General features: G+C 71.1%; 22 protein-coding genes. 11 read left to right on the top strand and 11 right to left on the bottom strand.

The features are described from left to right. Positions 1-191: 191 nt before the first annotated feature. The 7 genes from GAS53_RS14790 to GAS53_RS14760 all read right to left on the bottom strand — a co-directional run bounded on the left by GAS53_RS14790 (position 192) and on the right by GAS53_RS14760 (position 4,876). A complete protein-coding gene (locus tag GAS53_RS14790) occupies positions 192-965 on the bottom strand; it encodes an ANTAR domain-containing protein (protein ID WP_404829224.1) in 774 nt (257 codons plus the stop codon). After that, positions 962-1,603 (bottom strand): hypothetical protein, encoded by a 642-nt coding sequence (locus tag GAS53_RS56265; RefSeq protein ID WP_225858918.1) that lies wholly within the window; start codon positions 1,601-1,603, stop codon positions 962-964. Before GAS53_RS56265 ends, GAS53_RS14790 begins: the two co-directional genes overlap by 4 nt. 28 nt (positions 1,604-1,631) lie before the next feature. After that, entirely contained in the window at positions 1,632-2,645 is a 1,014-nt protein-coding gene (locus GAS53_RS14780) for a slipin family protein (protein WP_151478006.1), read from the bottom strand. A gap of 158 nt (positions 2,646-2,803) precedes the next feature. After that, positions 2,804-3,292, bottom strand: a complete 489-nt coding sequence (locus tag GAS53_RS14775) for a DUF5994 family protein (RefSeq protein WP_151478005.1) — start codon at positions 3,290-3,292, stop codon at positions 2,804-2,806. A 6-nt stretch (positions 3,293-3,298) separates the two neighbouring features. After that, a complete protein-coding gene (locus GAS53_RS14770; protein WP_151478003.1) occupies positions 3,299-3,568 on the bottom strand; it encodes a hypothetical protein in 270 nt (89 codons plus the stop codon). A 5-nt stretch (positions 3,569-3,573) separates the two neighbouring features. Continuing rightward, on the bottom strand, positions 3,574-4,188 hold the full coding sequence (locus GAS53_RS14765) for a DUF5994 family protein (protein WP_151478001.1): 615 nt from the start codon (positions 4,186-4,188) through the stop codon (positions 3,574-3,576). Between the two features lie 277 nt (positions 4,189-4,465). Next, positions 4,466-4,876, bottom strand: coding sequence for an STAS domain-containing protein (locus GAS53_RS14760; protein ID WP_151478000.1), 411 nt, complete (start codon positions 4,874-4,876; stop codon positions 4,466-4,468). A 445-nt stretch (positions 4,877-5,321) separates the two neighbouring features. Here GAS53_RS14760 and GAS53_RS14755 point away from each other — a divergent pair, with 445 nt between their 5' ends. Further along, a complete protein-coding gene (locus GAS53_RS14755) occupies positions 5,322-5,816 on the top strand; it encodes an Asp23/Gls24 family envelope stress response protein (RefSeq protein WP_151477999.1) in 495 nt (164 codons plus the stop codon). Positions 5,817-6,251: 435 nt separating this feature from the next. Here the strand turns inward: GAS53_RS14755 and GAS53_RS14750 are convergent, their stop codons facing one another. After that, entirely contained in the window at positions 6,252-6,434 is a 183-nt protein-coding gene (locus GAS53_RS14750; protein ID WP_151477998.1) for a hypothetical protein, read from the bottom strand. Positions 6,435-6,797: 363 nt separating this feature from the next. Between GAS53_RS14750 and GAS53_RS14745 the strand changes: the two genes are divergently transcribed. The 7 genes from GAS53_RS14745 to GAS53_RS14715 all read left to right on the top strand — a co-directional run bounded on the left by GAS53_RS14745 (position 6,798) and on the right by GAS53_RS14715 (position 12,750). Next, positions 6,798-7,082 (top strand): three-helix bundle dimerization domain-containing protein, encoded by a 285-nt coding sequence (locus tag GAS53_RS14745; RefSeq protein WP_192583115.1) that lies wholly within the window; start codon positions 6,798-6,800, stop codon positions 7,080-7,082. 362 nt (positions 7,083-7,444) lie between these two features. Next, positions 7,445-8,422 carry a 1,2-phenylacetyl-CoA epoxidase subunit PaaA gene (paaA, locus tag GAS53_RS14740; protein WP_151477995.1) on the top strand — a complete coding sequence of 326 codons (978 nt, stop codon included), beginning with the start codon at positions 7,445-7,447 and terminating at the stop codon, positions 8,420-8,422. Beyond that, a complete protein-coding gene (gene paaB, locus GAS53_RS14735) occupies positions 8,419-8,715 on the top strand; it encodes a 1,2-phenylacetyl-CoA epoxidase subunit PaaB (RefSeq protein WP_151477993.1) in 297 nt (98 codons plus the stop codon). The genes paaA and paaB overlap by 4 nt, the downstream gene beginning before the upstream one ends. Positions 8,716-8,725: 10 nt before the next feature. Continuing rightward, the gene (paaC, locus tag GAS53_RS14730) at positions 8,726-9,553 is read left to right on the top strand and encodes a 1,2-phenylacetyl-CoA epoxidase subunit PaaC (protein WP_151477992.1); all 828 of its coding nucleotides are present in this window, start codon (positions 8,726-8,728) and stop codon (positions 9,551-9,553) included. Then, the gene (gene paaD / locus GAS53_RS14725; protein WP_151477991.1) at positions 9,547-10,062 is read left to right on the top strand and encodes a 1,2-phenylacetyl-CoA epoxidase subunit PaaD; all 516 of its coding nucleotides are present in this window, start codon (positions 9,547-9,549) and stop codon (positions 10,060-10,062) included. Before paaC ends, paaD begins: the two co-directional genes overlap by 7 nt. Then, on the top strand, positions 10,062-11,222 hold the full coding sequence (gene paaE / locus GAS53_RS14720) for a 1,2-phenylacetyl-CoA epoxidase subunit PaaE (protein ID WP_151477990.1): 1,161 nt from the start codon (positions 10,062-10,064) through the stop codon (positions 11,220-11,222). Before paaD ends, paaE begins: the two co-directional genes overlap by 1 nt. A 163-nt stretch (positions 11,223-11,385) precedes the next feature. Then, positions 11,386-12,750, top strand: coding sequence for an FAD-dependent oxidoreductase (locus GAS53_RS14715; RefSeq protein ID WP_151477988.1), 1,365 nt, complete (start codon positions 11,386-11,388; stop codon positions 12,748-12,750). Positions 12,751-12,877: 127 nt separating this feature from the next. Here GAS53_RS14715 and GAS53_RS14710 read toward each other — a convergent pair whose 3' ends face one another. Then, positions 12,878-13,576 carry an HAD family hydrolase gene (locus tag GAS53_RS14710; protein WP_151477987.1) on the bottom strand — a complete coding sequence of 233 codons (699 nt, stop codon included), beginning with the start codon at positions 13,574-13,576 and terminating at the stop codon, positions 12,878-12,880. Positions 13,577-13,596: 20 nt separating this feature from the next. Next, positions 13,597-14,073 carry an Lrp/AsnC family transcriptional regulator gene (locus GAS53_RS14705; protein ID WP_151477986.1) on the bottom strand — a complete coding sequence of 159 codons (477 nt, stop codon included), beginning with the start codon at positions 14,071-14,073 and terminating at the stop codon, positions 13,597-13,599. 241 nt (positions 14,074-14,314) lie between these two features. Here GAS53_RS14705 and GAS53_RS14700 point away from each other — a divergent pair, with 241 nt between their 5' ends. From GAS53_RS14700 to GAS53_RS14690, 3 genes are all read left to right on the top strand, one after another. Continuing rightward, positions 14,315-15,823 carry an FUSC family protein gene (locus GAS53_RS14700; protein ID WP_151478038.1) on the top strand — a complete coding sequence of 503 codons (1,509 nt, stop codon included), beginning with the start codon at positions 14,315-14,317 and terminating at the stop codon, positions 15,821-15,823. A 130-nt stretch (positions 15,824-15,953) separates the two neighbouring features. Beyond that, complete coding sequence (locus tag GAS53_RS14695; protein ID WP_263974140.1) at positions 15,954-17,411, top strand: nitric oxide synthase oxygenase; 1,458 nt, start codon at positions 15,954-15,956, stop codon at positions 17,409-17,411. A 53-nt stretch (positions 17,412-17,464) separates the two neighbouring features. Then, a complete protein-coding gene (locus tag GAS53_RS14690; protein WP_151477985.1) occupies positions 17,465-18,508 on the top strand; it encodes a lactonase family protein in 1,044 nt (347 codons plus the stop codon). Positions 18,509-18,614: 106 nt separating this feature from the next. On the opposite strand, the gene GAS53_RS14685 is transcribed toward GAS53_RS14690, so the two are convergent. Beyond that, positions 18,615-19,538, bottom strand: a complete 924-nt coding sequence (locus tag GAS53_RS14685) for a sirohydrochlorin chelatase (protein WP_151477984.1) — start codon at positions 19,536-19,538, stop codon at positions 18,615-18,617. Positions 19,539-19,649 lie beyond the last annotated feature (111 nt).

The following is a 19,649-nucleotide window of genomic DNA, read 5'->3' as shown; positions in this document are numbered from 1 at the left end:
GCATGCCGACGCAGCGGTCGGTGAGCAGGCGCAGGAAGTCGATGAGGTCGAAGTCGGCGACCAGGTTGTCGGCCAGTTCGACGAAGGTCTTGGCCAGGAGCTGCTGATTCATCGTGACACCCTCGCTTGGGACGGGTCCTGCCGGGAAGGGGCGGGAAGTGCAGCACGTTTCATCGGATGGCACCGGTGCGTCAGGTTTCCTCGTTGGTCCGTCCGTCGGTCCGTCTGGGTTCTGTGTCCGGGGAGAAGCGGAGCCGGTGGGCCACCACGTCGGCGGCCACGTCGGCGAGCCGGCGTCCCTGCGTATAGGCGTGGGCGCGGAGCCGGACGAAGGCTTCGTCGATGCCGACGCCGAGCTGGACGGTGAGGATGCCGGTGGCCTGGTCGATCTCCGCCCGGTAGCCGCCCAGCTCCTCGACGCTGCTCTCCGGCAACGGTTGGCCGGTCGGCGCGCCCGTCTCGTCGATCCGCGTATCGAGCAGGAGCAGCGTGGCTAGGTCGGCGAAGGCCAGCGCGTCGGCCAACTCCTCGGCGTTCAGCACGGTCGGCACGTTGGCGTACAGGTCCAGGACTCCCGGGCTGATCGCCCCGATCTGCAGGGGAAACGCGAAGACGGCGCGCGCTCCGGCTTCCAGCGCCGCATCCGCGAACACGGTCCAGCGGTCCTGCAGTGCACCGGTCAGCAGATCGGGCGTCAGGATGGCAAAACCCTGGGTGAAGGCGTCCACGCAGGGTCCCTCGCCCAGGGTGAGCTGGAGCTCCTCCAGTTGCTCGCTGATGGTGTCGGTGCTGCACAGCGGATGGCTTGTCGCGGTCCGGGACATCGCCGACAGCCCGGCCCCGCCGACCGGCAGCGCGGCCACGGCCGCGGTGCACACGTCCACCACGCCGACCCGGGCGCCGCGCTGGGCCGCCTGCTCGGCGACCAGCGCCTGGATCCGGGCCGACCGGCGGGGGGAGCTCACCCGCGCCACCGCGTCCAGGCCTCGTGCGCCGGGCCCTCCACCCGCGCGTCGGTCGGTTCCCCGACGGGCAGGACCAGCACCCGCAGCACCGTGGCGCTGCTCGGCCTGCAGATTTCTGCCACGTCCTGCCATCCCCAGCAGCGCAGCGCGGTGAGCGTGGGGTGATCGGTCCGGTCCACCAGGGTGGCGCCGAGTGCCGCCTGCTGGTCGGTCAGCAGCCGCTCCTGCAACCGGCGGGCCACGTCCTGGTCCTGCGGGTGCGGGCGGACCAGGAGGTCGGTGATCGCGAAGACGCTTCCTGACGCGGTGAATTGCCCGATGCCGTGCGGTAATGCTCCGTCAAACCCTGGCCACCGGAAGCCGTCGCCGCGGATCGGGAAGCCGAAGGCGCATCCCACCGGGTGGTCCGTCTCCGCGATCACCATGGCGAACCCCGGCCGACGGATGTCGGCGGCGAGGCGGTTCAGAAAGTGCCGGCGGCCGGGACGGCGGTACGCCTCACGGGGTGACTTCGCGCGGGAGGCCTTGTACAGATCCGCCAGCTCCCCACCCATGCCCTGTGCCAGCCGGCGGTTGACCCGACGCAACCGCACCGCGTCCATGGCGGACGGTTCGCCGCCCCGGAGGGTCGCGCCCACCCGACGACTGCCGGGGACCAGCGGGAGATCAGCTGTGGGCACTTGACGCGCCGGAGTCGGAGTCCGCCGGTGTCGGCCAGTTGTCCCGCTGTTCCCGGGCCGCTGCCGCACGATTGCCGATCCGCTCGCCGCGGGAGCCGACCCGCTCTCCGCTCAGAGAGCCGACCGGCTCTCCACGCAGCGAGAAGGTGGGCGTGGTGGGCGGGCTGGGGGTGGTCAGTTCGGGGAGTTCGGGGAGTGCAGGGCGCGCGATGCTCCGGTGCGTGGATTCGCCGTCAGTCTCCCGGCTCTTGTGCTCGAAGAAGCGGAGCATCTCCACCGGGAACGGCATGACCAGAGTGCTGTTCTTCTCCGCCGAGACGTCCACCACGGTCTGCAGCAGGCGCAGTTGGAGAGCGCCCGGAGTGTCGGCCATGGTCGCCGCGGCGTCGCTCAGCCGCTGGGACGCCTGGTACTCACCGTCGGCGGCGATGACCCGGGCACGGCGTTCACGCTCGGCCTCGGCCTGCTTGGACATGGAGCGCATCATCGACTCCGGAAGGGCGATGTCCTTGATCTCCACGCGTTCGATGCGCAGTCCCCAGGGTTCCTCGGTGGGGGCGTCCATCACCTTCTTGAGCTCCGCGTTGATGTGGTCGCGGTCGGAGAGGAGCGTGTCCAGGTCGGCCCTGCCGATCACCGCACGGAGTGAGGTCTGGGCGATCTGGGAGACGGCGCTGGGGTAGTTGCGTACGTTCACCAGTGCCTTGACCGGGTCGATGACCCGGAAGTAGACGACCGCGTCCACGGTGAGCGTCACGTTGTCGGCAGTGATGGACCCCTGTGGCGGGATGCCGAGGACCTCGGTCTGTACGGACACCTTCCGCATCTTGTCCCCGATCGGCCGGATGACACGCAGGCCGGGCCCGCGGATGTCCGGCAGCAGCCGTCCGAAGCGGAACACCACGCCCTTCTCGTACTGCTGGACGCTGCGCAGGCTCATGGCGAGCAGGATCAGCCCGGCCACGGCGAACACCGCCAGCACGGTGATCAGAACACCCATGGTTCTCACATTCCTTACGTCGATGGTGTCCCTGAACCCGAGCGGTCCGGGAAGCACACGGCGCGGGAAGACCCCGGCCTGTCGTCTGCGGTGCGGCGGCCGGGGTCCTGGGCTGCGGGTTGTGCGATTGCTGAGCGGTGCGGCTCCCGCTGGTCCAGCTAGTGGGGAGAGCCGGGCGGTATGTCACCCCGGCGGGACCGGGTGATACCGGCGGCGGCGAGAACATGCTCGGCCGAGACGGCGTTGTAGTCCCGTACGGCCATGGCCATCGCGGCGCGGGCGGGCGAGGGGGCCGTCTGTGGAGGGATCACCAGGAACAGGAAATGGTCCTTGTCGCCCCGGGTGACGATCATCGTGTTGTCCCCGACGGCGGACCAGTCGATACGGACCGTATGGCCCGCGACGACCAGATGGCCCGGAGTCTCGTCCCAGTCGCTCGTGTCGAGGCCGACGCGGGCGATGCTGCCCAGCCGGGCCGTCAGTGCGATGACCAGGCCGGACAGTTGGCTTCCGATGTCGCGGGACCGTGGCCACCACGCGCCGTCGAATGTTCCCGTGCGCTTGGGTGTCGTCTCCATCCGCAGGACCGCGGTGCCGGGAAGCACCGGCTCACTGCTGGTGTCTGCCAGGAGATGGGCGGGGAGCATGATGACTCACTTCCGTTGTGTCCGGGCCCGGCGCCGTAGCCGGAGTCGCCTGCGTCCCCCGTCGCCATGGTCTTGGCGATCACCGGTACCGCGCGTTGCGGCGCGACCGCGAACCTGCTGCGGGGCCGATGGCGCGGGCCCCCGGGCAGCCGGCCGGGAGCGGCTGTAGCGGAAAGCGGCGATGCGCTCGTCGTGCTGGTTGTTGAGCCGGTGGATCAGGAACGCGCCCAAGGCGACCATCGCCAGGAGCACCACCACGGTCACGAAGGTCTCCATGGCCCTCACATCCCCTTGGCCGGATTCGGAGGAGTGACTGACGGGATGCCGAGTACCGGAGCTGCGACTGCCGGGATCCGTGGACGTGAGGGTGGACCGCCTGCCTCATGGCCTCCTTCGGAGTCCCAGACCGCCTCCACGGCCCGGTCCGTCTCGGACACTGTGCGCAGGCGCGCCGCCTCCTCCATCAGCTGGCTCGAGGTCGACGTGCGCAGTGGGTCGCTCGCGGCGGCCATCAGCCAGGCGGCCGAGACGGGAGTCGTCTGCGGAGGGATCACCAGCAGGTCCCAGCGGCCCACACGGTAGGAGAGGAGCAACAGTTGGTGCGGGTCCTGCTCGGCCAGGAACGAGCCCACCTTCACGACATGCCCGTCGACGGGCACCTTGCGCGGGACGGTCGGCCAGTGTGCGGGATTGACCGCGACCTTGGTGATCCGCCCCCACAGCGGATCGAGCACGGCTGTCAGTGAAGGAAGTTCCGCCCCGAGATCGCGGGTGCGGGGCCACCAGGCGCCGTCCAGCAGAGCCGGTGCGGAACCGCTGGGAGCCAGCGACATGCGGAGATACGGAGGGGAGGGCCGGTCTTCGAGTGTCGGCGCGTACGAAACGGTCGCGGTCATGATGCGAACCCTGCTCCGGACCGGTCGGAACCGGCCCGGCGTAGCCAATCGCCGAAAACGACACGAGCATTGGAGGCCGGTGCGCGAAATACTCTCGGTAACCCCAGCGTACTCCTCCGGTGACCGCTACGGACCGTGTCCAGGCGTCGCGGGACCCGGGATGCCGTGAGGCCGCCATCGATGGTGCGGATGCCGTGGCTCAGGCATCCGTCGGCGATGCGCGCGCCGGCGATGCTGTGGCCAGGTCAGTCTCTCCCGCCAGAGTGGTCTCGGGCCGTCACCGCACATCGCCCGAGAGGACAGGCACCATCGGAACATGCCGGTGCGGCGCGGCCGGGGCATCCCCGAGAGGAGGTGACAGGTGCCCGAACGGAAGGCCGAGGAGCAGGAACGCGCAGCCGGCGAGGTCGACCAGCTTGGCCAGCATCGGTGGCGGGTGGTGCAGTTGCAGGATCCCGCCCGTCAGGGTGGTCTGCCGGGAGGCGTGCAGGAAGGCGTTGAGGCCGCTGCAGTCGCAGAAGGTGACGGGGGTGAGGTCGACATCGATGGTGCGGATACCGTCGCCAAGACACCACTCCAGTGCCGTGCGCACCAGTGGAGTCGATTCCAGGTCGATTTCACCGGACAGGGTGATCAGTGCCCGTTTCCTTCGGTCATGGCGGTAGACGGTGAGCTGTGGGATGGGCATGCTGCCTCGGTTCTCACGACCATCCGGCAGCGCACACGGTGACGCCGGGATTCCCGGCCCCCTGGCCCGCTCCCGGCAGGGACGTACGTTCGGCGGAGGTGAAGCAACGGCCGGTCCGACAGCCTGTGCGACAGGACAGAGGACCCACCCAGTTCTCTTCAGGGATGCGCCGGGTGACGAACGAAAGGTCCGCTCCCTGCACCATCCGTGTCGGGCAACGACAAGCCGCCGGGGTCTGGGACGTCCGTACAGCAGCATAGTTCTCATCCCGGTCCGACGGACGGCCGGAAGCCGTTCGTTCCCCCCGCCTGGAAGGCGCCAAGACGTGATGCAACGCGGGCATATCCGGTGCCCTGCACGGTACTGGGAAGGCAGCGCGGAAACGCGGCAACCGACGGCCGCCCCGTAAGGGCAGTCCGTGCATCGCCCGAGGAGGTGGCTTCGCATGACGGAGCCGAACAGTTCGACCCTGCAGAAGGCCGGTCCCGATGAGTCCCGCACCGGCGTGGGCACGATGCTGCAGGCCGCACGGCCCGGGCCTCAGGAACCGCCGGGGACCCGCGGCCGGACGACCATCGCGGACGGGGTGGTGGAGAAAATAGCCGGGATCGCCGCACGCGAGGTCCCGGGAGTCAACGCACTGGGCGGCGGATTCACTCGCACCATGGCCGCGGTACGCGACCGGGTCCCGGGAGGGCGCTCGAGCACTGGGCGCGGCGTCAAGGTCGAGGTCGGTGAGAAGCAGACCGCCATCGACCTCCAGATCGTCGTCGAATACGGGATAAGCATCACCGACATCGCCGCGGAAGTCCGCGAGAACGTGATCGCGGCGGTGGAACGGATGACGGGCCTGGAAGTCGTCGAAGTGAACATCGCCGTCGACGATGTGCACCTGCCGGACGAGGACACGCCAGAGAGCGGCGAGGACCGGGTGCACTAAGCGCTCCACCGGAAGCACAGTGATGAACCTGTGGGCCGGTGAGGGCTGGGCGCGCGCACGCGGCGGAGCCGCATATGTCACAGCCCCGCGCCCCGTACGGGCCGCGGTACCGCACCGGACCTCGCCAAGACCGCTTGGAGCCCCGGGCGGGCAGACACGGGCGCGACTGCCCGGGTGAGGCGGCCGCGCTGCGTCAAACAGCTGAGGCGTGAGGCTCAGTCGGCATGCCGGTGATCGAATGTCCCGGACGTGCGGAACAACTGCGAGGCGGGCCGGGCAAGGACTCAGCGCCATCGCCCTTCCGCGGCATCTGGACAGCCACCAGCTGGAGGCGCTGATCGCCTGATCCGGGCGCAACTCAGCCCGGCTGACGGGCAATCCGTGGCGACTCCACGTACGCATCCGTCGACAAGTGGATGGAACGCATCGCCCACCTCAGCGCCGACGTCCGCTTCCCCGCGCGGACCAGCCTGATCCCACGCCGGCCGAGTGCACAGCGAGGAAAGCAAGCCCGACAAGCATGAGGCTCGTCGGGCTGAAGATCACCTCTGTCGACGTCTCGGTGACGCGGATGACGAAGGCGATGACGAAGAGTGCGGCCGCGACGAGTGCCAGCATCTGTCTACTCCTGCCGGTGGGCGGCGAACCACACGTGATCCCGGTGGCTGCACCGCTGCCCGCAGGGTTCCCCGGATTGCGCCGATCAGTCGTGCGCCTCCGGCGCCGAAGGCGACAGCGGCACCCGGTCGCCTGACCTGCTGAAGCTGTGAACGAGGCAATCGGGACTGCCGGTACCGTGAATTCCGTCGGCCGCCCAGCCCGCAGGTCTACCGAACCGAGATGTCGAGCTGATGAACAAATCCGGTGGGCCGTTCCAAGGACGTGATCCGTGCAAGTGTGGGAAGTGGACAGGCCGACGCCGAGCACCCGGATACTGATCGGATGCCGCGGTCGGCCGTCAGTGACAGTGAGGAGCGCGCCATGGGCGCGAACACGGCCGAGTCTGCGTTACCTGACACCATTCAGGAGCTGACAGACCGACTGACGGCCTCTTACGCCAACCTGCTGACAGCCGCAGTCGTGCGGGACGTGGTGCAGGACTGCTATCAGCCGCTCAGCAACGCTCGTATCGCCAACTACGTGCCGATCCTCGTCGAGCACAGCAGCCGCACCAAGCTACGACAACTCACGCGACGCCCTGATGCCACGGCTCTCCTTCGCGAACACTCCGACGGGATGCGAGGCCACTCGATCACCACGGCCTAGCGAAGGGTTCGAGTCGCCCTGACCCGCTCGGCATAGGCGCCGCGCCCGTTGAAGGCACACTTGGCACGCGGGCCCGCTCGATCATCTGCTCGGCCAGTTCCCGGTCCCCAGGAATTCGATCGTTCAGTTGGGCGGCTGGCTTCGGCGTTGGCGGGTGTGCCGTCGACGCCGGCTACCCGCGCGGCCGTGACCGTGGTCACCGCTACAAGCCTGACTTCTGCGCGTGGCCCAGCGTGACAGGGGCCTCAACGGCGTGCAGCCCGAGCGCCGCACCGCCCTGATCGTGTCCCCGGGTCTTGCCCGGCTGCCGGAAACACGTCACACTGGTACCGAACGAATGGTCGGTTGGGAAGCTGGTATCGATGACGACGACACACTCCGCCGAGGCGCCACCCCAGGAGCGGTTGCAGGAGCACTTCGACGCGACGATCGCGCGGGACCAGCGGATCGAGCCGCGCGACTGGATGCCGGACGGCTACCGCAAGACGCTCGTCCGGCAGATCGCGCAGCACGCCCACTCGGAGATCATCGGCATGCAGCCGGAGGGCGAGTGGATCACGCGTGCGCCGTCGCTGCGTCGCAAGGCGATCCTCTTCGCCAAGGTGCAGGACGAGGCCGGGCACGGGCTGTATCTGTACTCGGCGGCCGAGACCCTGGGTGCCGACCGTGCGGACCTGACCGAGCGGCTGATCGAAGGGCGCCAGAAGTACTCGTCGATCTTCAACTACCCGACGCTGAGCTTCGCCGACGTCGGCGTCATCGGCTGGTTCGTGGATGGCGCCGCGATCTGCAACCAGGTGCCGCTGTGCAGGAGTTCGTACGGGCCGTACGCGCGCGCGATGGTGCGGATCTGCAAGGAGGAGTCGTTCCACCAGCGGCAGGGCTACGAGCTGTTGATGACGATGATGCGCGGCACGGAGGCGCAGAAGGCCATGGTCCAGGACGCCGTGGACCGCTGGTGGTGGCCGTCACTCATGATGTTCGGTCCGCCCGACGGTGACTCGCCCAACTCGGCGGCTTCCATGGCCTGGAAGATCAAGCGGCACACCAACGACGAGCTGCGCCAGCGGTTCGTCGACATGACCGTTCCGCAGGCCGAGAAGCTCGGCGTCACGCTGCCCGACCCGGAGCTGCGCTGGAACGACGAGCGCGGCCACCACGACTTCGGCACACCTGACTGGTCCGAGCTCAAGCGGGTCATCGGCGGCGACGGGCCGTGCAACGCCCAGCGGACGGAGCGGCGCAGGTCCGCCCACGAGGAGGGCGCCTGGGTACGGGAGGCGGCCACCGCCCACGCGGCCAAGCAGGCGGACCGGGCACGGAAGGGGACGGCGGCATGAGCGGGACCAACAAGGGCGACTGGCCGCTGTACGAGGTCTTCGTGCGCGGCAAGCGCGGCCTGAACCACGTCCACGTGGGCTCGCTGCACGCCGCCGACGACGCCATGGCCCTCACCCACGCGCGCGACCTGTACACCCGGCGCAACGAGGGCGTCTCGATCTGGGTGGTGCGTTCGGAGCACATCGCCGCCTCCACGCGCGACGAGAAGGACCCCTTCTTCGCGCCGAGCGCCGACAAGGTCTATCGCCACCCGACGTTCTACGACATCCCCGACGACGTCCCGCACATCTGAGGAGCAGGGCATGAACGACGACCACGTCTACATGACCCTCGCCGAGGGACACGAGGACGACTCCCGCTGGGCGTACGGCACCGGCTTCGAGGACCCCCTGCACGGTGTGGACACCGCCGTGCCCGAGGGCGTCGACACCGGCCGGCTGGCCGCCGACTGCGTGGCCCTCGCCGACGATGCGCTCGTATCCGCCCAGCGACTGGCCGAATGGACCACCCGCGCCCCCGAGTTGGAGGAGGAGGTCGCGCTGGCCAACATCGGTCTCGACCTGCTCGGCCAGGCCCGCCTGCTGTACGCGCGCGCCGGCCAGGTCGACGGCTCCGGGCGCGGCGAGGACGCGTACGCCTACTTCCGGGACGCGGGGGACTTCCGCAACGTACGTCTGGCCGAACTGCCGGGCGGGGACTTCGCGTTCTCGATCGTGCGGCTGCTGGTGCTGTCCAGTTGGCGGCTCGCGCACTTCGAGGAGCTCTCGTCGCACCCCGACCCCGTCCTCGCGGCGATCGCCGCGAAGGGCGTCAAGGAGCTGACGTACCACCGGCAGTACGCGGCCGAGTGGGCGGTGCGCCTGGGTGACGGTACGCAGGAGTCCCACCGCCGGATGCGTAAGGCCCTGGAGCAAGTCGCCCCGTACTTCGGCGAGTTGTTCACGGCGCACGACGTACGGGACGAGGTCGTCGCCGTGCTGCGGCAGGTCACCGAGGCGGGCGGACTGCCCATGCCGGTCTACCGGCCGCTGCCCGGTGCCGGCCGCGCGGGGGAGCACACCGAGCATCTGGCGCCGCTGCTGGCCGAGTTGCAGAGCGTGGCCCGTGCACATCCGGAGGCGACATGGTGACCGTACTGACGGACGCGCGGCACGCCCGGCGCATCGCCGAGCGGGTGCCGGATCCCGAGCTGCCCATGCTGACCCTGGCCGACCTGGGCGTGCTGCGCGATGTCGAGGTGACCGGGGACGGCACCGTGGTCGCGAGTCTGACGCCGACCTACTCGGGCTGTCCGGCGATGGCCGAGATGCGCGCGGGCGTGGCGGCGCGGCTGCGTGACGCGGGGTACGCGCGCGTGGAGATCCGCACGGTCCTCGACCCGCCCTGGACCAGCGACTGGATCACCCCGGAAGGCCGCCGCAAGCTCGCCGAGCACGGCATCGCCCCGCCCGGGGCCGCACCCCGCCGCGCCGCGGGTCCGGTGCCGCTCGTGCTGTCGCCCACCCGCCGCACGGTGGCGTGCCCGCGCTGCGGTTCGGCGGACACCGAGGAGACCTCCCGCTTCGCCGCCACGTCCTGCAAGGCGCTGTGGCGCTGCCGCGCCTGCCGCGAGCCGTTCGAGTACGTCAAGGAGATCTGATGGAAGGCCTGAGGGAAGAGCCGATGGGAGACCTGATGGACCCGGCCGGCCCCGCCCCCGCCGCTGCTCCCGCACCGGCGGTGCGTCCGCGCGTCCGCCGTCGCCCGGCCTTCCACACCCTGCGCGTCGCCGGCGTTCAGCCGCTGTGCGAGGACGCGGCGGCCGTCAGCTTCGAGATCCCGGAGGAACTGGCCGAGGAGTTCGCCTTCGAGCCCGGGCAGTCGCTCACGCTGCGGCGCGAGATCGACGGACGGGACGAGCGGCGCTCGTACTCGATCTGTTCCCCTGCCGGTTCGGTGCCGCGTATCGGTGTGCGGGTGGTGCCGGGCGGTCTGTTCTCGGCGTGGCTCGTGCATGACGTACGTCCCGGCGACACCGTCGAGGTGATGGCTCCCACCGGCGCCTTCATCCCCGACCTCACCACGTCCGGCCGTCACGTGCTGATCGCGGCGGGCTCCGGCATCACGCCCATGCTCTCCATCGCCGAGTCCGTCCTGGCCGCGGACTCCCGCTCGTCCGTCACGCTCTTCTACGGCAACCGGCGCACCGACACCGTGATGTTCGCCGACGAATTGGCGGACCTGAAGGATCTGTACCCGGCCCGTTTCCAGCTCGCCCATGTGCTGTCCCGCGAGCCCCGTGAGGCCGAGGTGCTGTCCGGCCGCCTCGACGCCGACCGGCTCTCGGCGCTCATCGACGCGCTGGTCGACGTGAAGTCCGCCGACCACTGGTGGCTGTGCGGCCCGCACGGCATGGTCCGCGACGCCCGGCGGGTCCTGGCCGGCCTCGGGGTGCCCGACGGCCGCGTCCACCAGGAGCTGTTCTACGCCGACGACGAGCCCGTACGAGAGGTGCGTCACGAAGAGGCCGCCACCGAGGGGCCCGTCAGTGAGGTCACCATCACCCTCGACGGGCGTTCCACGACCTCCGCCCTCGCCCGGGACCGGAGCATCCTCGACGGCGCCCAGAAGACCCGCCCCGACCTGCCCTTCGCCTGCAAGGGCGGCGTCTGCGGCACTTGCCGGGCCCTGGTCACCGACGGTAAGGCCGACATGCGTCGCAACTTCGCCCTCGAAACCGCCGAGGTCGACGCGGGGTACGTCCTGACCTGCCAGTCGTATCCGGTCTCCGAGACCCTGGCCGTCGACTACGACAGCTGAGCCGGCACGGCCGCCGCCCCTGGCCCGGCTCGCATCATGCGCGATGGCTCATAAAGCGGCCTTATGAGGTCATAGATCCGGCCCGACTACTGACTTAGGCATGCCTTAGTTTAGGCTCCCGGTGAGAACTTCTGATCGATCATCGTTCGAAGGGAACCTGATCATGCCTCGCGCCCTGCGGGTAGCCATTGTCGGAGCCGGTCCCGCCGGGATCTACGCCGCCGACGCGCTGTTGAAGTCCGCAGTGGCTGTCGAGCCCGGTGTGTCCATCGACCTCTTCGAGCGGATGCCTGCTCCGTTCGGTCTGATCCGTTATGGCGTCGCCCCCGACCACCCCCGCATCAAGGGCATCATCACGGCCCTGCACCAGGTGCTCGACAAGCCGCAGATCCGCCTCTTCGGCAACGTCGACTACCCCGGGGACATCAACCTGGACGACCTGCGTGCCTTCTACGACGCGGTGATCTTCTCCACGGGCGCGACGGCCGACCGGGCCCTCGACATACCCGGCATCAACCTCGACGGCTCGTACGGCGCGGCGGACTTCGTCTCCTGGTACGACGGGCACCCGGACGTGCCGCGGACCTGGCCGCTGGAGGCGGAGAAGGTCGCCGTCCTCGGCGTCGGCAACGTCGCGCTCGACGTGGCGCGCATCCTGGCCAAGACCGCGGACGAACTCCTGCCGACGGAGATCCCGCAGAACGTCCACGACGGTCTCAAGGCCAACAAGGCCTTGGAGGTCCATGTCTTCGGCCGCCGCGGCCCGGCGCAGGCGAAGTTCAGCCCGATGGAGCTGCGGGAGCTGGACCACTCGCCGAACATCGAGGTCATCGTCGACCCCGAGGACATCGACTACGACGACGGCTCGATCGCGACGCGGCGCGGCAACAAGCAGGCCGACATGGTCGCCAAGACCCTGGAGAACTGGGCCATCCGCGACGTCGGCGACCGGCCGCACAAGCTGTTCCTGCACTTCTTCGAGTCGCCCACCGAGATCCTCGGCGAGGACGGCAAGGTCGTCGGTCTGCGCACCGAGCGCACCGCCCTCGACGGCACCGGCAACGTCAAGGGCACCGGCGAGTTCAAGGACTGGGACCTCGGCGCGGTCTACCGCGCGGTGGGCTACCTGTCCGACAAGCTGCCGAAGCTGCCCTGGGACGTCGAGTCGGGCACGGTCCCGGACAAGGCCGGCCGGGTGATCGAGGAGACCGGCGAGCACCTGCAGTCGACGTATGTCACCGGCTGGATCCGCCGTGGCCCGGTCGGCCTGATCGGTCACACCAAGGGCGACGCCAACGAGACGGTCGCGAGCCTGCTGGACGACCACGCCAACGGCCGTTTGCAAACGCCCGTTTCACCCGCTCCGGAATCCGTGGACGCGTTCCTCGACGAGCGGAACGTCCGCTTCACCACATGGGAGGGCTGGTACCGCCTCGACGCCGCGGAGAAGGCTCTGGGCGAACCGCAGGGCCGCGAGCGGGTGAAGCTCGTCGAGCGTGAGGACATGCTCAAGGCGAGCGGCGCGTAGAACCGACCGACCTGAGCCGGCCCATCGTGAGTGGCCCCGCCCTCGAGGCGGGGCCACTCACGTTCCCGGCTGCGGTTCAGGCATCCTCGCGACTCGCTTTCCTCCGCTCCCCGGGGGACCGGGCCCGTCAGGCGGACCGAGTCGCTCCCGGGCGGAGCCAGTCGTACGCGGTCCGAGCGGTGAACTCGGCCTGGCCGCCGCGCAGAAGCAACCCCGCCGTGGCGAACGCCGGATCATCGGCCTGCCCCGCGACATACGGGACGGCGATACACCGCATCCCGGCCGCGTACGCCGCCGCGGCACCGGGCGCGGCGTCCTCCAGGACCACGCAGTCCGCCGGATCCGCCCCGAGCCGGCGCGCGGCCTCCAGGAAGACGTCGGGCGCGGGCTTTCCCCGGGTGACCTCCTCCGCCGAGACGATCGTCCGCAGATACGCGGACAGCCCCGTGCCTTCCAGGATCGCCTCGATGGCCGCGCGCGAGGAACCGGAGGCCACGGCCATCGGCATACCGTCCCCGGCCAGCAGCTCCACGAACTTCCGCATCTCCGGGTAAACACGGGTGGATGCGCGGGCCAGCTCCAGATAGCGCCGGTTCTTGTCCGCGAGGAGCACGTCGAGCGGGGCGTCGAGGTCGTACCGCTCCTTCCAGCGCGCCAGCGTCTCCTGGGTGCTGATGCCGACGTACTGCTCGTGGTCGGCCCAGGTGAAGTCCGTGATGCCCTGCTCGGCGAGGGTCTGCCGTCCTGCCTCGTAGTAGTTCGGCTCGCTGTCCACGAGTGTTCCGTCGAGATCGAAGATGACCGAAGTGCTGCCGAGAGTGCTCATGGCGTCCAGGATGCCAATGGTCAGCCCCGAGCCGTCCGGCCGATCGACTCCACCAACGGCAGCACCCGCTGCGGCACCCGCTCGCGCAGCGCCACCTCGGTGCGGGTGCGGACGACCCCCGGCAGGCTGATCAGCGCCTGGATCACATCCTCCAGATGCCCGTTGTCCCGCGCGACGACCCGGGTCAGCAGATCCCCGCCGCCGGTGATCGAGAACGCCTCGATGATCTCCGGTACGGCGGCCAGCGCGTCCCCCACGTCGTCGAGATGACCCTGGGTGACCTCGATGTGTACGAACGCGAGCACCGGGTGGCCGAGCGCGGCGGGGGAGAGCGAGGGACCCGTGCCGGTGATCACGCCGTCCCGCTCCAGCCGGTCGAGCCGCGCCTGCAGCGTGCCGCGGGCGATGCCGAGGGTGCGGGCGTATTCGCGGACGCTGGTGCGGGGCTGCTCCAGGAGCAGACGCAGGATGCGGGTGTCGAGTTCGTCGACGGCCATGGTCCGTTGGCCTCCCTGCGGTCTGGGCCGATCGTGCCCGACTGTACCAATGGCCCAGCCGATCACGAGCCTGTTGAGCCACTGCCCCTTCCTTGCTTACCTTGTCGGTATACATGGCGCCGCGAAGCGCCGGACGGCGAGGAAGCCGGATCCGGACCCGTGGCGCCATTCCCATGTCCTGAAGGCTGTTCTGAAGGTGGGGTCGACGCGAAGTGGGGGCGGGCTGCCGACGGTGAAGAAGATGTTCATGGCTCCGGATCCGGGCCTGGCACGGCTGCGGGTCTCGCTGCGGGCGGTGCTCGGTATCGGTCTCGCGGTGACCGCGTCGGAGCTCGCCGGACTCTCGCTGCCCGCCTCGATCACGGGCGGTCTCGCCGCGCTGCTCGCGCTGTTCACGGTCGGTGACCCGACCGTGCGCGGCCAGGCGGTCACCACCGCCCTGCTGCCCGTCGTCGGCTTCCCGGTGCTCGCCCTCGCGACCACGCTGCACGCGATGCCGACCGTGCGCGACGCGACCTGGCTCGCGGTGATCTTCTGCGGGGTGTACGCCCGCCGCTGGGGGCCGCGCGGACACGCGCTCGGCATCTTCGCGTTCATGACCTTCTTCATCACGCAGTTCCTGCACGCCGTACCCGGCCAACTCCCGCAGCTGTACGCCGCGATGGCGCTGTCGCTGGCCGCGTCCTCGGCGGTGCGGTTCGGCGCGTGGTGCATCGAACGGCGCACCCCGCCGCCCCTCGCGCCCGCCGCGCCGGCCGGCCGCGGGCTTGCCCGGCCGACCACCCGGCAGGCCCTCCAGGCGACAGCGGCCTGCGCCTTCGCGATCGCCGCGGGCCAGGTCCTGTCGCACGAGCGCTGGTACTGGGCCGTCGGCACCGCCTGGTGGATCTTCGTCAACACCTCCTCGCGCGGCGAGACCCTCGTACGCGGCTTCCGGCGCGTCGTCGGCACGGTCACCGGCATCGTGGCCGGGCTGCTGATCGCCGTACCGCTGGACGGCGCCCCCGCGCCCACGGCGGCGATCGTGGCCGTCTGCGTCTGGGGGATCTTCTACACCGCCGCGCTCTCGTACAGCTGGATGATGTTCTTCGTGACCGTCATGGCGGGCCTGCTGTACGGGCTGCTCGGTGTGCTGCACCCGGGCCTGCTGGGGCTGCGCCTCGCCGAGACCGGCGCCGGCGCGCTCGGTGCCGCACTCGCCGTCGCCCTGATCCTGCCGGTCACCACGCACGCGGTCACCGACCGCTGGGTGGGCCAGGCCGTGCGTGCCGTGCACGGCTGCACCGCGGCGGCGGCCCGGCGCCTCGCCGGGGATCCGGGCGCCGATCCCGCCCCGCAGGCCGCGGAGCTGGAGGCGGTGCTCGGCCGGGTCCGGTTCGCGCTCGCGCCCCTGGTCCACCCGCTCAACCCGATGCGGGCGCGCAAGGCCCGGGCCCGGCAGGTGCTCGCGCTCCTCGACGACTGCGCCCGGGAGGTACGCGGTCTCGCGGCCGTCGCCGCCGACCCGGACGCCTCCCACGACGTCCGCCTCACCGCTGCCTGCGGGCGCGTCGAGGCCGCGGTGGAGGTTCTGGTCGGCGCGGTACCGGAACGCGCCGTGACGGCCGCCCAGGGCGTGCCGGGCCACCACCCTGGAGCCGAGGGCCACCACCCCGGGGCCGAGCAGGCTCTGGCCCATCTCCATGGCCTGGAACGAGCGCTCGCCGCACTGGCCACACCACTGCGTGGCTCCTCCGCCGTGGGCGCCTGAACCTTCGCCGAGCGCCCGCGAGTTGGACAACTCGCCCCTGAATGAGGCAGTTTCACCGGCCACGTAGAGGGTGGATCAGGCCACGGGGCGGGTAATCCCGCGGCTATCAGACGCACGGAGCCCGCGGGTCGTGCGGGAGCGGCCCGCGGGCGGAGCCGCCTGGGGGTGCGCCATGCGGAAGATCCCGCGCAGAACCGGACAACGTCTCAGGGACGGAGGGAGCGCGGGGGTTCCGTCGCCGACGGGCGAGGGGCCGGGCGGGTGGCTGGACCGGGTCCCGGCCGATCGGTGCCCTCGGGGCGGTTCGGACGACGCACACCCGGGCCTTTCGGCGTCGGCCGAGCGGCACGATCGCGGCCCGGCGACCGCGACGACCGGCGGACACCTCGTCGAGCATCCGCCCCCGTCGGCCGCAGCCGAGCAGCCGACCGCGCAGGCCGCACCGGAATCCGCGTCCCAGGCCGTCCGCCGGCACCTCTTCCTCGCCGCCGCCGAGTTCATCGTCCTGCACCACACCGAGGAACGGCTCGGGGACCCGGCCCGCCGGATCGCCGCCGCGCACGCGGCGATCGCGGACTCGGGAACGTACCGGCACACCACGGACGAACTCACCTTCGGCGCCCGGGTCGCCTGGCGCAACGCCAACCGCTGCATCGGGCGGCTCTACTGGCACTCCCTGCGCGTACGCGACCGCAGGGACGTCACGGACGCGGAGGGCGTCGCCGAGGCGTGCGCCGACCATCTGCGGGAGGCGACCCGCGGCGGCCGGATCCGCGCGCTCATCACGGTCCTTGCCCCGGACCAGCCGGGCCGGCCGGGCCCGCGCATCTGGAACGAGCAGCTCATCCGGTACGCCGGCTACCGGCGCCCCGACGGCCGTGTCACCGGCGATCCGCGCAACGCGGGCATCACCGAGCTCGCCCGCCGGCTCGGCTGGCCGGGCGGCCCCGGAACCCCCTTCGACGTACTGCCCCTGGTCATCCAGGGCATCGACGACAAGCCCCGCTGGTTCGCGCTGCCGGACGACGCGGTGCTCGAAGTGCCGCTCGCCCACCCCGAGTACACGTGGTGGCGCGGACTCGGCCTGCGCTGGCACGCCGTTCCGGCCCTCGCCAACATGTGCCTGGAGATCGGCGGCATCTGCTATCCGGCCGCGCCCTTCAACGGCTGGTACATGGGTACGGAGATCGGCGCCCGCAATCTCGCCGACGCCGACCGCTACGACCTGCTGCCGCACATCGCCGACCGCCTGGGTCTCGACACGCGCAGCGACCGCTCCCTCTGGAAGGACCGCGCGCTCGTCGAGCTCAACCGCTCCGTGCTGCACTCCTTCGACCGCGCCGGCGTCACGGTCACCGACCACCACACCGAGTCCCGCCGCTTCCTCGCCCACCTCGGACGTGAGGAGCGCAGGGGCCGCTCGGTCGGCGCGGACTGGTCCTGGATCGTGCCGCCCATCTCGGGCAGCGCCACACCGGTCTTCCACCGGACGTACGAGGCGGTGGAGCGGCATCCCGCCTATGTGCACCATCCGGAGGCGCGCGCACGGGCGTGCGGCGAGACGGACGAGGGTTCCGGCTTGGTCTAGGCCTTTGGCTGCTACCGTCGCCCCGAATAGCACGGCACCGAGAGGGGACGGCAGTGGCAGACGGTGGCGGACGGCAGCGACGGGCGTACATCGGCTCGTTCACGGCGGCGGGAGGCCTCGGCGTCCTCACCGCGGCCGTGGACGAGGAGAGTGGTGCCCTGACGCTGCTGAGCGCCGTGAACAGCGTCGCCGATCCCTCGTATCTCGCCCTGTCACCCGGCGGGGACATGCTCTACGCGGTGAGCGAGACGGCGCAGGGTGCGCTCGCCGCGTACCGGCTGAAGGGCGACGAGCCGTCCCTGGCGGGCCCGTTGGTGCCGGTCGGCGGCAGCGGGCCCACCCATCTGAGCCTGTTCGACGGGCACGTCCTGACCGCCAACTACGGCTCCGGTAGCGTCACCGCCGTACCCGTCCGCCACGACGGGAGCCTCGCCGCCGCCTCCGGCGTGCTGCGGCACGCGGGCTCCGGCCCGCACGCCCAGCGCCAGCAGGGCCCGCACGCCCACCACGTGCAGCCCGACCCGAGCCGCCGATGGGCCGTGAGCGTCGACCTCGGGACCGACTCGGTGCGGGTGTGCGCGCTGCGCGACGGGGCGCTCGCCCTGCATCGCGAGATCGCGCTGCGGCCCGGCTCGGGGCCGCGCCACCTGGCGTTCCACCCGGACGGCGAGCGTGCCTACGTCCTCAACGAGCTCGCGCCCACCGTCACCGCCTGCCGCTGGGACGCCGCCGACGGCGTGCTCCGGCCGGTCGCGGAGACCTCCGTGCTGCCGGACCTGCCCGACGGCGACGCCTACCCGTCCGGCATCGTCGTGTCGCCCGACGGCCGCTTCGTATGGACCGCCACGCGCGGCCAGGACGTCCTGTCGGTGTTCGTACCCGGCCCGGTCGGCGAGGGGCTGCGGCTGGTCGCCACGGTGCCGTCCGGCGGCGCCTGGCCACGGGCGCTCGCCCTCGATCCGACCGGGCGCTTCCTGTACGTGGCGAACGAGCGCTCCGGAGACGTCACCTGGTTCGTGGTGGACCCGGACACGGGCGTGCCCGGTCGCGGCGGGTCGGTCAAGGCGCCCGCGGCGTCCTGCGTGGTGCTCGACTAGGCCGGCAGGCGCGCTGTCCTGCGGAACCTGTCGAAACCCCGAAGGGCCCGGCTCCGGACAGCGGAGCGGGCCCTTCGGGGTGTGTGCGCGTGTGACCGCGGGCGGGTCAGCGGACCGGCGCGCCCTGCGGCTGCTGAGGGGCGATGCCCAGCGCGGTCGTGTACTTGCCGAGCGCCAGCTTGCCGATCGCCGGGTACGGGCCCAGCGCCTCGGCGGCGGAGCAGCCCGCTTCCTTCGCGGCGGCGTCGAGCAGACCCGCGTCGAGCTCGGGGCCGATCAGGTACGGGGCGAGCGCCAGCTGCTGGGAGCCCGAGGAGCGCAGCTGCTCGGCGGTGGCCGCGATCGCGCCCTCCTCGTCGAGCGCCGCCGCCATCACGGGCACGGCGAGTCTCGCGGCGAGCAGCATGCCGGTGATCCCGGCCGCCTGCACGGCCTCGTCGCCGCCCACGGACGCCAGGATGATGCCGTCCGCGGCGGTGGCCACGGTGAACAGCCGGGCGCGGTCGGCGCGCGCCAGACCCGCCTCGGACAGGCGCACGTGCAGCGCCTCCGCGAGCAGCGGATGCGGGCCGAGCACATCGGTCAGGTCGGCCGCCACGCGGCTGTCCATGACGGCCTGGCGGACCCGGCGCAGCAGCGCGCTGTCCGGCCCCGCGAGCAGCGGCACGACCACGGCGACGGGGCCGTCCGGCTCCGTCACGTCCACACCGGCGGCGCGGGCCTGCTCGAAGCGCGCGACGCGCTCCTCGGCGGCGTGCACGAGCACGGACTGGAGTGTGGGGAACTCCGAGTCGTCCCCGTCGAGGTACCCGATCCGGGCGTCGAGGCCGGGCAGCTCGGAGCGCGCGATGCTCACGACCTCCTCGGCGAGGCTGCGGGTGGCGGCGCTGGGCGTGCCCGGCACCGCGAGGACGAACGCGGGCGCGCCCTCGGGAGCCGCCAGCGGTTCCGGACGGCGGTGCCGACCGGGCTGACGGGGTCGCGGCATTCGTACTGGCAGGCCGGACGCGGGCCCAGTGGGGGAGCTCATGGCGCCGCATGTTACTGGTTTCCTGGGCTCCCCTGTTCGGGGAGGGTGCAGGTGAGCGGTATCCGTCCGGTTTTGTCTGATGAGTTACGTACGGATTGATCTCACTGCTTA

Origin of the sequence: Streptomyces albicerus (assembly GCF_008905045.1) — a bacterium.
In the GTDB taxonomy this organism is placed as follows: Bacteria; Actinomycetota; Actinomycetes; order Streptomycetales; family Streptomycetaceae; genus Streptomyces; species Streptomyces albicerus.
This window is presented reverse-complemented; position numbering and strand designations above follow the sequence as displayed.

Bases quoted from the DNA above. Each gene is read 5' to 3' on its own strand.
- GAS53_RS14780 (WP_151478006.1), bottom strand. From the start codon at position 2,645: ATGGGTGTTCTGATCACCGTGCTGGCGGTGTTCGCCGTGGCCGGGCTG.
- GAS53_RS14775 (WP_151478005.1), bottom strand. From the start codon at position 3,292: ATGCTCCCCGCCCATCTCCTGGCAGACACCAGCAGTGAGCCGGTGCTT.
- GAS53_RS14770 (WP_151478003.1), bottom strand. From the start codon at position 3,568: ATGGAGACCTTCGTGACCGTGGTGGTGCTCCTGGCGATGGTCGCCTTG.
- GAS53_RS14765 (WP_151478001.1), bottom strand. From the start codon at position 4,188: ATGACCGCGACCGTTTCGTACGCGCCGACACTCGAAGACCGGCCCTCC.
- GAS53_RS14760 (WP_151478000.1), bottom strand. From the start codon at position 4,876: ATGCCCATCCCACAGCTCACCGTCTACCGCCATGACCGAAGGAAACGG.
- GAS53_RS14755 (WP_151477999.1), top strand. From the start codon at position 5,322: ATGACGGAGCCGAACAGTTCGACCCTGCAGAAGGCCGGTCCCGATGAG.
- GAS53_RS14750 (WP_151477998.1), bottom strand. From the start codon at position 6,434: ATGCTGGCACTCGTCGCGGCCGCACTCTTCGTCATCGCCTTCGTCATC.
- GAS53_RS14745 (WP_192583115.1), top strand. From the start codon at position 6,798: ATGGGCGCGAACACGGCCGAGTCTGCGTTACCTGACACCATTCAGGAG.
- paaA (WP_151477995.1), top strand. From the start codon at position 7,445: ATGACGACGACACACTCCGCCGAGGCGCCACCCCAGGAGCGGTTGCAG.
- paaB (WP_151477993.1), top strand. From the start codon at position 8,419: ATGAGCGGGACCAACAAGGGCGACTGGCCGCTGTACGAGGTCTTCGTG.
- paaC (WP_151477992.1), top strand. From the start codon at position 8,726: ATGAACGACGACCACGTCTACATGACCCTCGCCGAGGGACACGAGGAC.
- paaD (WP_151477991.1), top strand. From the start codon at position 9,547: ATGGTGACCGTACTGACGGACGCGCGGCACGCCCGGCGCATCGCCGAG.
- paaE (WP_151477990.1), top strand. From the start codon at position 10,062: ATGGAAGGCCTGAGGGAAGAGCCGATGGGAGACCTGATGGACCCGGCC.
- GAS53_RS14715 (WP_151477988.1), top strand. From the start codon at position 11,386: ATGCCTCGCGCCCTGCGGGTAGCCATTGTCGGAGCCGGTCCCGCCGGG.
- GAS53_RS14710 (WP_151477987.1), bottom strand. From the start codon at position 13,576: ATGAGCACTCTCGGCAGCACTTCGGTCATCTTCGATCTCGACGGAACA.
- GAS53_RS14705 (WP_151477986.1), bottom strand. From the start codon at position 14,073: ATGGCCGTCGACGAACTCGACACCCGCATCCTGCGTCTGCTCCTGGAG.
- GAS53_RS14700 (WP_151478038.1), top strand. From the start codon at position 14,315: ATGTTCATGGCTCCGGATCCGGGCCTGGCACGGCTGCGGGTCTCGCTG.
- GAS53_RS14685 (WP_151477984.1), bottom strand. From the start codon at position 19,538: ATGAGCTCCCCCACTGGGCCCGCGTCCGGCCTGCCAGTACGAATGCCG.